At 66.6% G+C, this 13,119-nt stretch carries 12 protein-coding genes, 1 other RNA gene and 2 pseudogenes; 5 read left to right on the top strand and 10 right to left on the bottom strand.

The window, feature by feature from the left end; genetic code table 11:
• Positions 1-278 precede the first annotated feature (278 nt).
• The 3 genes and pseudogenes from hrpB to ASG20_RS10130 form a co-directional block, all read left to right on the top strand.
• Positions 279-1,831, top strand: a pseudogene (gene hrpB, locus ASG20_RS19020) (ATP-dependent helicase HrpB); the annotation flags it as partial.
• Between the two features lie 166 nt (positions 1,832-1,997).
• A pseudogene (locus ASG20_RS19015) lies at positions 1,998-2,984 on the top strand (ATP-dependent helicase C-terminal domain-containing protein); the annotation flags it as partial.
• A gap of 10 nt (positions 2,985-2,994) precedes the next feature.
• Positions 2,995-3,276: an ETC complex I subunit gene (locus ASG20_RS10130; protein ID WP_056051595.1), complete on the top strand. Its 282-nt coding sequence runs from the start codon at positions 2,995-2,997 to the stop codon at positions 3,274-3,276.
• 100 nt (positions 3,277-3,376) lie between these two features.
• On the opposite strand, the gene ASG20_RS10125 is transcribed toward ASG20_RS10130, so the two are convergent.
• The 4 genes from ASG20_RS10125 to ASG20_RS10110 are packed head-to-tail and all read right to left on the bottom strand — an operon-like array spanning position 3,377 to position 6,014.
• Positions 3,377-3,880 (bottom strand): NUDIX hydrolase, encoded by a 504-nt coding sequence (locus ASG20_RS10125; protein WP_443025913.1) that lies wholly within the window; start codon positions 3,878-3,880, stop codon positions 3,377-3,379.
• A complete protein-coding gene (locus ASG20_RS10120; RefSeq protein WP_056053011.1) occupies positions 3,877-4,542 on the bottom strand; it encodes a TPM domain-containing protein in 666 nt (221 codons plus the stop codon). Before ASG20_RS10120 ends, ASG20_RS10125 begins: the two co-directional genes overlap by 4 nt.
• A gap of 1 nt (position 4,543) precedes the next feature.
• Positions 4,544-5,401 (bottom strand): TPM domain-containing protein, encoded by an 858-nt coding sequence (locus tag ASG20_RS10115; protein ID WP_056051591.1) that lies wholly within the window; start codon positions 5,399-5,401, stop codon positions 4,544-4,546.
• A 16-nt stretch (positions 5,402-5,417) separates the two neighbouring features.
• A complete protein-coding gene (locus ASG20_RS10110; protein ID WP_056051590.1) occupies positions 5,418-6,014 on the bottom strand; it encodes a LemA family protein in 597 nt (198 codons plus the stop codon).
• 120 nt (positions 6,015-6,134) lie between these two features.
• On the opposite strand from ASG20_RS10110, the gene mscL reads away from it, so the two are divergent.
• Complete coding sequence (gene mscL / locus ASG20_RS10105) at positions 6,135-6,605, top strand: large conductance mechanosensitive channel protein MscL (protein ID WP_056051588.1); 471 nt, start codon at positions 6,135-6,137, stop codon at positions 6,603-6,605.
• Positions 6,606-6,752: 147 nt separating this feature from the next.
• On the opposite strand, the gene ASG20_RS10100 is transcribed toward mscL, so the two are convergent.
• The gene (locus tag ASG20_RS10100) at positions 6,753-7,184 is read right to left on the bottom strand and encodes an RrF2 family transcriptional regulator (RefSeq protein ID WP_056051586.1); all 432 of its coding nucleotides are present in this window, start codon (positions 7,182-7,184) and stop codon (positions 6,753-6,755) included.
• Positions 7,185-7,305: 121 nt separating this feature from the next.
• Between ASG20_RS10100 and ssrA the strand changes: the two genes are divergently transcribed.
• Positions 7,306-7,661, top strand: a transfer-messenger RNA (tmRNA) gene (gene ssrA, locus ASG20_RS19010).
• 72 nt (positions 7,662-7,733) lie between these two features.
• On the opposite strand, the gene ASG20_RS10095 is transcribed toward ssrA, so the two are convergent.
• From ASG20_RS10095 to truB, 5 genes are all read right to left on the bottom strand, one after another.
• The gene (locus ASG20_RS10095) at positions 7,734-8,465 is read right to left on the bottom strand and encodes a hypothetical protein (protein ID WP_156364212.1); all 732 of its coding nucleotides are present in this window, start codon (positions 8,463-8,465) and stop codon (positions 7,734-7,736) included.
• Positions 8,466-8,584: 119 nt separating this feature from the next.
• A complete protein-coding gene (locus ASG20_RS10090; protein WP_168371621.1) occupies positions 8,585-8,962 on the bottom strand; it encodes a response regulator in 378 nt (125 codons plus the stop codon).
• Positions 8,963-9,102: 140 nt separating this feature from the next.
• A complete protein-coding gene (gene pnp / locus ASG20_RS10085; protein ID WP_056051582.1) occupies positions 9,103-11,532 on the bottom strand; it encodes a polyribonucleotide nucleotidyltransferase in 2,430 nt (809 codons plus the stop codon).
• 223 nt (positions 11,533-11,755) lie between these two features.
• Positions 11,756-12,025 carry a 30S ribosomal protein S15 gene (rpsO, locus tag ASG20_RS10080; protein ID WP_055881152.1) on the bottom strand — a complete coding sequence of 90 codons (270 nt, stop codon included), beginning with the start codon at positions 12,023-12,025 and terminating at the stop codon, positions 11,756-11,758.
• A gap of 18 nt (positions 12,026-12,043) precedes the next feature.
• Positions 12,044-13,069: a tRNA pseudouridine(55) synthase TruB gene (gene truB / locus ASG20_RS10075; protein WP_056051580.1), complete on the bottom strand. Its 1,026-nt coding sequence runs from the start codon at positions 13,067-13,069 to the stop codon at positions 12,044-12,046.
• Positions 13,070-13,119: the final 50 nt, after the last annotated feature.

The raw sequence follows: 13,119 nt of genomic DNA, 5'->3' as shown, positions 1-13,119 counted from the left end.
CGCCGGGGCGGTGCTGTTGGCGGGTAGGTAAGCCATCGACGTCCGTGAGCTTGAACGATCCTCCCCCGCCAGGGGGAGGTGGCACCGAAGGTGACGGAGCGGGAGGACACGGAGCTGAGGTCGTCGCTTACCGCCCCCTCCGTCAGGTAAGTGCCTGACACCTCCCCCTGGCGGGGGGGGGATCGAAGGCGCGCGATCATCGGTTGAACCCGCACCTTCCCAAGGGACCGCCCAAGCAAAACCTGTCGCCAACCCCGCTACTGTGGCAGCAGGCGCACATGACCCCGCCGCCGCTCCCCATCCTAGCCGTACTGCCCGAGCTCCTCGCCACCCTCCGCGACCGCACCTCCGCGGTCCTCGTCGCTCCCCCAGGCGCTGGCAAGACCACCGCGGTAGCGCCGGCCTTCCTCACCGAACCCTGGTGCACCGGCGAGATCCTCCTCCTATCCCCCCGCCGCCTAGCCGCCCGCGCTGCCGCCGAACGCATGGCCTTCACTGCGGGCGAACCCGTCGGCCAGACCTTCGGCTACGCCACCCGGATGGACAGCAAGCGCTCCGCCGCGACGCGCGTGACGGTCATCACGGAGGGCATCTTCGTCGCACGCATCCAAGCCGACCCCGAACTTGCCGGCGTCTCGGCCGTGCTGTTCGACGAAGTCCACGAGCGCAGCCTGGATGGCGATTTCGGCCTCGCGCTGGCGCTCGACGTGCAAGCCGGCTTCCGCCCCGACCTCCGCATCGTCGCCATGTCCGCAACGCTCGACGGCGCGCGTTTTGCGGCATTAATGGATGGCGCCCCCGTCATCGAGAGCGAAGGCCGAAGCTACCCGCTGACGCTCCGACACATTGGGCGGCAGGCGGAACTGCGCATCGAGGACTCGGTCGCCGCCGCCATCCGCCGCGCGCTCGGCGAAGCGGAGGGCGGCGTGCTCGCGTTCCTACCCGGCGTCGCGGAGATCGAACGGACCGCCGACCGCCTCGCCAATTTGCCCGACGACATCGTCCTGCACGAACTCCACGGCAGCCTCGATCCCGCGGCCCAGCGCGCCGCGATCCTCCCCGAACCCGACGGCCGGCGGAAGGTCGTGCTCGCCACCAGCATCGCCGAGACCAGCCTGACGCTCGACGGCATCCGCATCGTCGTCGACTCCGGGCTCGCGAGACGCCCCCGCTACGACCGCGCCGCCGGCATGACGCGCCTGGTCACCGAGCGCGCAAGCCAGGCGGCGGTCACGCAACGCGCCGGCCGCGCGGCACGCCTCGGGCCGGGGATAGCGTATCGCTTGTGGGAGGAAGCGGCCACCGCCGGCCTTCCGCGCTACGATCCGCCCGAAATTCTCGAAGCAGACCTTTCCGCGCTGGTGCTCGCCTGCGCACTATGGGGCGTAGGCGATCCGCGAGACCTCCGTTGGATCGACCCGCCGCCCGCCGCGGCTATCGACGAGGCGATGGCGCGGCTGACGACGCTGGAGGCGATCGAAGACGGTCGCCCGACGTCGCATGGCCGCGCGATCGCGAAGCTGCCGATGCCGCCAAGATTGGCGCCTGCGAGCGGGGCAGCGCGGCTTGGCAAATGTAGCGGCGCAAATCGCGGTCCTGCTAGGCGAACGCGGCATCGGTGGACAGGACGTCGATCTCGAAACCCGCCTCCGCCGCTGGAAAACTGAACGCGGTTCGAAGGCGCAGGCGGCACGCGCCATGGCGGATAGGTGGGCGAAACTTGCCCCCCCTCCCGCAAGCGGGAGGGGGCTGGGGGGTGGGCGCCCGGCCTCAACGTCAAATAACGCGGATGGCGCGGGCCCACCCCCCAACCCCCTCCCGCTTGCGGGAGNCGCGCTGCCCCGCTCGCAGCAGCATGTGCGCCAATCTTGGCGGCATCGGCAGCTTCGCGATCGCGCGGCCATGCGACGTCGGGCGACCGTCTTCGATCGCCTCCAGCGTCGTCAGCCGCGCCATCCGCGTTATTTGACGTTGAGGCCGGGCGCCCACCCCCCAACCCCCTCCCGCTTGCGGGAGGGGGAGCAGAAGTGTGCGTTGCGCTTGGTTTCCCGGACCGTGTCGCACGCCGCCGAGACCCATCCGGTGAAACCTGGGCCTCGGTCGGCGGCCGCGGGTTCAAGCTCGATCCGACCTCGCCGCTCGCCCGCTCCGAATGGCTCGCCGTCGCCGACACGCAGGGCTCCGCCGCCGGCGCGCGCATCCTCTCGGCCGTGGCGATCGACCAGGCCACCGTCGAAACCCTCTTCGCCGACCGCATCGACTCCCGCCGCACCGTCACGTTCGACCCGACGACCGGCGGCATCCAGACGCTGCGCGAACGCCGCCTCGGGGCGATCCGTTTGTCGAGCGGCCCCGACAGCGGCGCCGACCCAGACGCGATCCTTGCCGCGCTCATCGACGGCGTCCGCGAGCACGGCCTCGCGCTGCTACCATGGAGCGACGGCGCCCAGGCCCTGCGCGACCGCGCCGCCTATGCCGGCGTCCCGCTCGACGACGCGACCCTGCTCGACCGCGTCGACGAATGGCTGGCACCGCTCCTGACCGGCAAGCGCCGGCTCGACGCGATCGCCCCCGGCGCGCTTGCCGAAGCGCTCCGCAACCTGCTCGGCTGGGACGCGATGCAGACGATCAACCGCCTCGCCCCGCCCGATTTCACCAGCCCCGCCGGCAGCACGCACGCGATCGATTACGCAGCCGAAGGCGGCCCCCGTGTCGAGCTCCGCGTGCAAGCCCTGTTCGGCCTCGCGGTGCATCCGGTGATCGGCGAGGCGCGCGTGCCGCTGGTGCTGAGCCTCACATCCCCCGCCGGCCGCCCGATCCAGACGACGCGCGACCTCCCCGGATTCTGGGCGGGCAGCTGGACCGCGGTGGCGAAGGAAATGCGCGGTCGCTACCCCAAGCATCCCTGGCCTGACGACCCCGCCGCGGCGTCCGCCACGCTGCGCACGAAAAAGGCGGATGCAAGGGCCGCCGGTTCACGATAAGGAGGCATTTATGCCAACCGCCCGTATCTTCCAGCGCCCCAAGAACGCCATGCAGTCCGGCAAGCACCGGACCGACGCCTGGCAGCTCGAATTCGAACCCTCGGAGCCCAAGCGCCCCGACCCGCTCACCGGCTGGGCCGGCAGCGGCGACACCCGCGACCAGCTGCGCCTGCTGTTCCCGACCGCCGAAGCGGCGATCGCGCACTGCGAGCGCGAGGGGTTCGGCTACACCGTCGTGCCGGCGCCGCAGAAGACGCTGAAGCTGCAGAGCTACGCGGATAATTTCAAGTAAGCCCGCGGGAGCGGCGCTAGGCCCTCCCACACCTCCTTGTTCTCCCGGGAAGGCGGGAGTCCAGTCTGGGTTCCCGCCTGCGCGGGGACACAAATCTTGGTTAGAGTATCGACCCCGCCAGGATCAGCAGCATCTTGGTATCGATCGCCACGCCAGCCTTGCGCTTCTCGGCCACGAACGCCGGCACATTCGCTAGTGCCACCCGGTGTACGGTGATGTTCTCGTCGCCATCCCCGCCGCCATCGCTCACCTTGGTCAGCCCGGTGGCGCGGACCAGCGTGAAGCATTCCGACGTCATCCCCGGCGACGAATAGAACACGCCAAGGTCCTCGATCGCGTCCGCGCGGTAGCCGGTCTCTTCCTCCAGCTCACGGCCGGCGGCGACCGCGACGCTCTCGCCCGCGGTTTCGTCACCCACCAGCCCGGCCGGCAGTTCGAGACACGCGCGGCCCAGCGGCACGCGGAATTGCTCGACCAGGATCACGTCGCCGTCGTCGATCGCGACGATCACCGCCGCCGCGATCTCTCCCTGGCGCGCGGCGAATTCCCATGTGCCTTCGGTTTGCACGGTCAGGAATTTTCCGGCCCACACGGTCTTGCTCATAATTCGATCAGCCTGTCCGGAAGTTCGTTCACCGGCGCACCGGTCCGCGGGAAATGTTCCGCCAACACCGCGCCGATCTGCGCGACCGCATCCGCCATGCCGTCGGCGGGACGATCGTCACGGACGCCGGCGAGTACCGCCGCCATCGCCGCGCCCCAGGTCTCGTTCGGCACGCGCGAGTGGATCGCGTCGTCGGCGATGATCTCCGCGCGGTGCTCGGCCAGCGACAGGTACAACAGCACGCCGGTCGAGCCCTTGGTGCGCTTCTCGGCTCCCGCACGGAACAGGAGCAGAGCCCGCCGCCGCACGCGCCGCGCCTTGGTCGCACCCGGGGTCAGCGCGAGCCGCGCCGGCGTCCATGCCAGCACAAGCCGCACGGCCAGGAACACAAGGGTGACCAGCACGAGCGCCACCACGTACAGCGCACCCTGCGGTGCTGCCTGCCAGGGATCGACCAGCGCGTAGATATGGTCCGCCGCGACCGGGTGGTATGCGAGCAACGCCAGCGTCAGCAGCATCGCCAGCACGCCCCAGTGCATCGATACGTCGTGATACGCATCCGACTGCCGCGCGACGATCGTGATGATCTCGCCGGTCGTCGCGGCTTCAGCCTCGGTCACCGCCGCGGTGACGCGGTCGTGGTCGGTGTCGCTCAATCGCATGTCACCATCCCCCCGATGCGCCGCCGCCGCCGCCGGATCCCCCGCCGCCGCCGCCAAAACCACCGCCGCTCCAGCCGCCACCACCGCTGTCGCCACCGCCGCCCCAGCCTCCGCCGCCGCCACTACCGCCGCCACGGGTCATCGCGTCGGCGATGCTCCACAACACGATCGGCAAGGCGCCACTGCCACCGCTCCGGCTGCCGCCATCGACGTAATGCTTGCCGCCGGCGCGCCGCGAGATCATCGGAATGACGATCGCCGCCAGCACGATCCCGAAGAAAATCAGCCCGATCGGCACGCCGCCGCCGCCCGAGTTCGCGCGACGATGCGTCTTGTCATACTCGGCCGCTGCCGCCGTAACCTTCGCGCGCGCCTCCGCATCGGGTAGCGCAAGCTGGTCCGCGACCGCGTTCGTCCCCGCGACGATGCCGCCGGGGATGTCGCCCGCCTTGAAGCGCGGCAGGATCTGCTGGTTGATGACGACGCTGGAGAACGCATCGGTCAGCACCGGCTCCAGGCCATAACCGACCTCGATCCGCACCTTCCGGTCGTTCGGCGCGACCAGCAGGATCGCGCCGTTGTTCGCATCCTTCAGCCCGACGCCCCAGCTTCGGATCAGGCGATTGCCGTAATCCTCGATCGGATAGCCTTCGAGATCGGGCACCGTCGCGACAATCAGCTGGTTGCCGGTCGTCTTTTGCAGGTCGTCGAGCCGTTTGGTCAGCGCCGCTTCCTGATCGGGCGGGATGACGTTCGCGGTGTCGACGACGAAGCCGGTGAACTTCGGGAAGGTCTGCGCGGTTGCGGCGCCGCTTCCCAGCAGCACCGCGAACGCCAGCGTGGCAAGGTAGCGGATCATCGCGCAGACCCCGTTATCAGCTCGCGTTGCCGAAGTTCACCGTGGGTGCGGTCTCCGCGCCCGGCGTGGTCGCCGCGAACGGCACCATCGGCTTGGCACCATAGAAGATCTTCGCGCCGACCGCGTCGGGGAAGGTGCGGATCTTGGTGTTGTACGCCTGCACCGCGCCGTTGTAATCGCGCCGCGCGATCGTGATGCGGTTCTCGGTGCCCTCGAGCTGGCTCATCAGCGTGGTGTAGTTGGCCTGGCTCTTCAGCTCGGGATACGCCTCCTGCAAACGCTGCAGCGACACGCCGACGGCACCCTGGACGCGCTGATACTGCTCCATCTTCGCCGGATCGGAGAGATCGGCAGCCGAAACCTGCACCGAGTTCGCGGCAGAGCGCGCCTGCGTCACCTGGACGAGGATATCCTTCTCCTGCGCGCCCGCGGCCTTCACCGTCGCGACGAGGTTGGGGATCAGGTCGGCGCGGCGCTGATAATTGTTCTGGACGTCGGCCCAGCGTGCCTTCGCGGTCTCTTCCGCGGTCGGAATGCTGTTGATCCCGCACCCGGCCAGCGCCGATGCGAGGAGGATCGCGGCGGTACCGCGGGCGATTGGGGCACGTGACATCGGGGCTCTCCTGAATACCTGTGTCACCCTCATAGGACAGTCCGCAGGGTTGGCGAAACCGAAATCGGCGGTTAGCTTTGACCGGCAACAAAGGGGGCGACATGCTCAAGGAATTCGCCAATGTTTAAAGAGTTTCGGGCGTTCATCATGCGCGGCAACGTGCTCGATCTCGCCATCGCGGTGATCATCGGCGCGGCGTTCGGGAAGATCGTCACGTCGCTCACCGACGACGTGCTGATGCCGGTGATCGGCAAGATCTTCGGCGGGCTCGATTTCTCGAGCTATTTCTGGCGGATGGGGCCGGTGCCGGCGAACTACGTCGGCTCGCTGAGCGACTACGCGGCGTTGAAGAAGGCGGGCGTGCCGCTGCTCGGCTATGGCGCGTTCGCGACGCAGCTGGTCAATTTCGTGATCGTTGCGGGTATCATCTTCATGATCCTGCGCGTGGTGAACCGGACGGCGGCGCTGATCGAGCGCGAGACCGCGCGGTTGAAGCGTGAGGAAGAGGCGGTGGTTGTTGCACCTGCGCCGGAGCCGGTCGAGATCGCGCTGCTCCGCGAGATCCGCGACGAGTTGAAGGCCCGGGGGTAACTTACTTGTCCCTCGCCCCTGCGGGGAGAGGGAGGGAGGAGCCGTAGGCGACGGAAGGGTGAGGGGCGTGAGGCTCGGGAGCGCCTCCCAACTCCCCCTCATCCGACGCTGCCGCGCCACCTTCTCCCCGAGGGGAGAAGGATAGAGTTACGCTGCTACCAGTTCCTCGGCGTTCGCATCCGCCAGGCTCGTGCCATCGAGGATTCGCGCGGTCTCGTCGCGCACGCGCATCATCGCAAAGCGGATCGCGCAGTCGGCTTCGCTCTTGCAGTCGAGGCATGTCCGGTACGCGGTCCGGCTCACGCACGGCACCAGCGCCAGTGGCCCCTCGATGATGCGAATGATCTCGCCGAGCGAAATCAGATGACTCGGCCGCGACAGGCGGTAGCCGCCCATCTTACCGCGATGGCTGTGGAGCAGGCCGGACTCGCGCAGGTCGGCGAGGATCAGCTCGAGGAATTTGCGCGGCACGTTCGCCTCGGCGGCGATCCGCGTCATCGGGATGGGAGGGCCACCGGCGGGAGCACCGCCAAGGAAGATCATCGCGCGGAGCGCGTAGCGGGAGCGCTGCGTCAACATAATGCAGGTTGCTATGCACGCGCTTTGTGGCGAGCGAAAGGCGGTTTGGCACGCTGTGTGTTAACCCACTGGAGATTTATCCCGGAGAGTGCCGCCACCGCGCCAGTCTTTTCATTTGGCCGGGCTTTTCAGATCGATGCGGCCCCCCTATATCGGTCAAGCCGTCGGGGGAATCTTCTCTTGGCGGCTATGGCGATAAACCGTGGCGTGTCATAGACACAGCGGACCCGGGGGCAGTACCCGGCGACTCCACCACCGCTCTCTTCGCAAGAGGGGGACGATGACGGGGTCGAACTAGGATCGACGTGTGTTCAACGACGCTATGTTTCGCTCGGAATGGGACCACCGCAACGGCCCATACACAAGTGCCAACGATAACGAAGCACTCGCAATTGCCGCATAACTGACGGTCTAACGACCTAAGTTATACGGACGAAAGCGCGGTTCGGGCCACACCGGGCAACAGAAGTGGACACCGGCGGTACGGGGGGCACCGAGCAACAGAAGCTCCCCACTCACCCGACACTTGGCCTCATCACGCGGCTCCGATTACGCAGTAAGGCGCTCGACCAGTCGCAGCACCGGCGGGCTGAAGCCGAGCGGGCCCACCAGCACGTTGGTCACAACGAGCACGCTGCCGCCCCAATAATAGGCCGGATGTATTTTCCCGCGCACGCGCAGGTCGAAGATCATCCCTGCGATGACGAACACCGCCATCGACGCGAACACCGCAAGCGGCGCGAACCTGCCCAGCTGCGGCATTGGCAGGAGCCGCCCGAGCGCCGGCGACACGACCAGGATCGTCCCGCATAGCATCAGGCGCTTGTGCCACGCCGCCTGCTTGCGCAGCACGATAGCCCAAGCGGTGAGGATGCCGAAGCCGATCACCCCCAGCACATCGAGCACGAGGAAAATGCCCGGCGGGAAGAACGGCGGCACGCGCTGCTGCTGGATCGCCATGACGGTGGTGACGATGCCAAGCACGACCATCGCCACCGCGATACCCGCGCCGAGCACCCCCAACTGGCGATGGCGCGTGATGGAACCGCGCACGACCAGCCAGTTCTGGACGACGTAAAGTATGATCCATGATAGAAAAGCGGCGGCGTGAACATGAACCTGGAGGGGTAACGCAAAGAACGTCCAGTGCATTCGCGCGGCGTTCACCGTGAAGCCTAGGATCACCGTCGCCGCGATCGCTATCGCCATGCCGAGGAAGAAGCGACGCTCGCTGGCGACAGCGTTTCGCGGCGTTCCCGCCAAAGTGTTTGCCGTCGCCATCATACCGCCCCCACGAGTCGATGCTCAGGGAGCCGAGGGTGATCCCAATTATCGTCGGCGGCAATGACTATCGTCGGCGGCGTGTATTAAGGCCAGTAACCGGGACATCGCTATCAGGTCTATGCGCGCACTGTCTGTCCGTGCTGGAGCATCTGGCTGAGCTGCGTCTTCGTATAGGGCTTTTGCAGAAACTGCGCGGCCGCGGGGAGGGCGGACGACGCACCGTTGTCGGCGCCCGACGTGACCAGGATCGCGATGTCGGGACGTTGCGCGTGGACCGCGTGGGCTAGGTCGATGCCGTTTAGAGCTCCCGGCATGCGCACATCGGTGAACAAGGCGGCGATATCGGGCCGTTCCTTGAGCTTGACCAGAGCGTCGGCCGCATTGGTCGCTTCGACGACTTCGTAGCCGGCATCCTCCAGCGCGAGGTTGGAATGGACGCGGACGAGCGCGTCGTCGTCGACGATCAGTATGACAGATTTGCGAATGGCGTTCATATCGGTTCGAACTTCCGGCATGCCGCTCCGTTCCGACATTAATCGTCTTATCGGACCATAACGCGGCAAAGCGAGCCGGACATGAGAAAGGGGCCCGGTTTCCCGAGCCCCTCGATCATTTGCCGTTAGGCGGCAAAGGCTTAGTCGCGATCGCCGGTCAGGAAGGCCGGTGCGAACTCGGGGGCCTTGTCGCCGTCGGTGCGTGCAGCACGCTCGCCGCCGCCGTTTCCGCCGCCGTCGCGACGCGGACCACGGCCACCGCCGTTGCCACCTGCGTCACGGCCACCGTCGCCATCACGACGCGGGCCACGCGAGCCGCGGTCGCCCCCATCACGACCGCCGCCGCCTTCGCCGCGCGGACCACGACCACCGCCGTTGCCGCCAGCATCACGACCGCCATCGCCATCACGACGCGGACCGCGCGGACCACGATCACCGCCTTCGCGGGGCTCACGAGCAGGACGCGTGTCCTCCAGCTCTTCGCCGGTTGTCTGGTCGACGACGCGCATCGACAGGCGAACCTTGCCGCGCGGATCGATCTCGAGAACCTTGACCTTGACCTCCTGGCCTTCGGTCAGGGCGTCCGACACCTTCTCGACGCGCTCGTTCTTGATTTCGGACACGTGGACGAGACCGTCCTTGCCACCCATGAAGTTCACGAACGCCCCGAAATCGACCAGGTTGACGACCTTGCCGTCATAGACCTTGCCGACTTCGGCTTCCTCGACGAGGCCCTTGATCCACTTGATCGCGGCTTCGATCTGCGCGGGGTCGGACGACGACACCTTGATCACGCCCTCGTCGTCGATGTCGACCTTGGCGCCGGTCTGCGCGACGATCTCGCGGATCACCTTGCCGCCGGTGCCGATGACTTCACGGATCTTCGACTTGTCGATCTGGAAGCTCTCGATGCGCGGTGCGTGTGCCGACAGTTCCTCACGGGTGTGGTCGAGTGCCTTGGCCATCTCGCCCAGGATGTGCGCGCGGCCTTCCTTGGCCTGCGCCAGCGCCTTGCCCATGATCTCCTCGGTGATGCCGGCGATCTTGATGTCCATCTGCATCGTGGTGATGCCCTCGGACGTGCCCGCAACCTTGAAGTCCATGTCGCCGAGGTGATCCTCGTCGCCGAGGATGTCGCTGAGAACCGCGAAGTTCTTGCCCTCGAGGATCAGGCCCATCGCGATGCCCGACACTGGACGCTTCAGCGGCACGCCGGCATCCATCATGCTCAGCGAACCACCGCAGACCGTCGCCATCGACGACGAGCCGTTGCTCTCGGTGATGTCCGACAGAACGCGGATCGTGTACGGGAACTCTTCCTTGGTCGGCAGCACGGGGTGCAGCGCGCGCCATGCGAGCTTGCCGTGACCGACTTCGCGACGACCCGGCGCACCGAAGCGACCGACTTCACCAACCGAATAGGGAGGGAAGTTGTAGTGCAGCATGAAGTTTTCGTAGCTGAGGCCGTTCAGACCGTCGATCATCTGCTCCGCGTCACGCGTACCGAGCGTGGTGGTGCAGATCGACTGCGTCTCGCCGCGCGTGAACAGCGCCGAGCCGTGCGTACGTGGGAGGAAGTGGACCATCGCCTCGATCGGGCGGATCTGCGTGGTGGTGCGGCCGTCGATGCGGGTGCCGTCCTTGAGGATGGCGCCGCGGACGATCTCCGCCTCCAGCTTCTTCATCAGCTTGCCGGCTGCCATCTGGTCCTGCGGCGAGGCATCGGCGAACGCCGTCTTGCCCTTCGCACGAGCGGCATTCAGCAGGTCAGACCGCTTGGACTTGTCGGTCACCTTGTAGGCGGCCGCAATGTCCTTGCCGATCAGCTTCTTCAGCTTGTCCTTGGCGGTCGAGAGATCAGCCTGCTCGGCCATTTCCCAAGGATCCTTGGCAGCCTTCTCGGCCAGATCGATGATCAAATTGGCCGCTTCGCGGCAGGCCTTGTGGGCGAACTGCACGGCGCCGAGCATGATCTCTTCCGAAAGCTCCTTGGCTTCCGATTCGACCATCATCACGGCCTGGCCGGTGGCGGCGACGACGAGGTCGAGATCGCCAGCCTTGGCTTCTTCGAGCGTCGGGTTGAGGATGTACGCGCCATCGACGTAACCGACGCGCGCTGCGCCGATCGGGCCCATGAACGGCACGCCCGAGATCGTCAGCGCTGCCGACGCCGCGACCATCGCGAGGACGTCCGGCTCGTTCTCACCGTCATACGACAGAACCTGGCAGATCACGTTGATCTCGTTGTAGAAACCCTCTGGGAAGAGGGGACGGATCGGGCGATCGATGAGACGGCTGGTCAGCGTCTCCTTCTCGGTCGCGCCACGCTCACGCTTGAAGAAGCCGCCGGGGATGCGGCCGCTCGCGGAGAACTTCTCTTGGTAATGGACGGTGAGCGGGAAGAAATCCTGCCCTTCCTTGACGGTCCGTGCAGCCGTCACGGCACACAGAACGACGGTCTCGCCGAGCGTGGCAAGCACTGCGCCGTTCGCCTGGCGCGCGACGCGGCCGGTCTCGAGCGTCAGCGTCTTGCCGCCCCACTGGGCGCTTACGGTCTTGGTATCGAACATTCTTTTTCCTTCACTCCAAACGCCAGATGCGTTTGGGGCCTATGTGCGGGCTTAGCCGGCCCGCGGCGGTGTGGGATGAATTGTCATCCCGGAAGGGGTGGCCGAATTGCCGCCCCTCCAGTTCCTTGTTCCCCCGCGAAGGCGGGGGCCCAGTCTGGACTCCCGCCTTCGCGGGAGAACAACCCTATATACGAAAACGGCCCCCCGAGGGGAGCCGTCTAAGTTACTTGCGGAGACCGAGCTTCGCGATCAGATCCAGATAGCGCTGGCCGTCCTTGTGACGGAGATAATCCAGCAGCGTCCGGCGCTTGTTGACCATCATGAGAAGACCACGACGCGAGTGGTTGTCCTTCTTGTGGCCCTTGAAATGCTCGGTCAGGTTCTTGATGCGCTCGGTCAGGATCGCGACCTGGACTTCCGGCGAACCGGTGTCACCCTCGGCGCGCGAATGCTCCTTGACGAGCTCGGTCTTGCGTTCAGCGGTAATCGTCATGAATTCATGTCCTCGACATCACAGATTGAAACCGCGAACGACCCGGACGTCTCCGTCCTCGACCTCGACCAGCGCGACCGGGACAGCGTCCAGTTCGGCGAAGTATTGGCCATCGTCTGCGGCGATCCCGGCCAAGATACGCCCCTGTCGGAGCGCCCCTGCCTGGTCGGGGGTGAGGGAGAGAGCCGGGATGTCGTCCAGCGCCACCCTCAAGGGCAGAAGTACATCTTCAAGCGCGAAGGCCTTAGCGAGTTCGTCCAGTTTGTCCAGCGATATCGCGGACGTGAGGTCGAACGGACCGGCTTTGGTCCGGCGCAGCATGGTGACGTGGCCGACGGTGCCGAGCGCGAGCGCGATGTCACGCGCGAGGCTGCGGATGTAGGTGCCCTTCGACACATGCGCGGTGAGAGTAACTTCCTCGAGGGGGGAGTGGGGCAGGAGTGCATCCTGCAATTCCTCCCCGGCACGGGGAGGGGGACCGCCGTCCGCTTGGACGGGGGGGGAGGGGGGCGCGCCACCCGCGGAACGCTTGCGGAAGCCCCCCTCCACCAGCTGCGCTGGTTCCCCTCCCCGTACCGGGGAGGATAGCGAATGAATCGTCACATCCCGGCTCGCGAGCACCACGTCACGCCCGGCCCGTGCCAAGTCATAAGCCCGCTCCCCATCCACCTTCAGCGCGGAGTACGCCGGCGGCACCTGGGAAATAGGCCCGGTAAACTGCGCCAGCACCGCCTCGACCGCCGCCAAGGTTGGCCGAACATCAGACGTAGCGATGCTCACCCCCTCGGCATCCAACGTATCCGTCTGAACCCCGAACATCACCGTAAAATCATAGATCTTGTCGCTATCGAGCATCCGCCCAGCCAGCTTGGTCGCCTCCCCAATGGCGATCGGCAGAACCCCGGTGGCCAGCGGATCGAGCGTCCCCCCATGCCCCACCTTGAACTTCCCATACCCGCCGCTGCGCAAGGCACGCTTCACCGCCGACACCCCCTGCGTCGAGCCAAGCCCCAGCGGCTTGTCGAGAATGATCCAGCCATGCATGTGCGTAAGTCCTAGAATTCAATTGAGGCGGGAGCGGCCGCCCATCTACG

It is taken from the genome of Sphingomonas sp. Leaf198, from assembly GCF_001424005.1.
GTDB lineage: Bacteria > Pseudomonadota > Alphaproteobacteria > Sphingomonadales > Sphingomonadaceae > Sphingomonas.
Note: the sequence above shows the minus strand (reverse complement) of the source record. Positions and strands in the feature narration are given on the sequence as shown.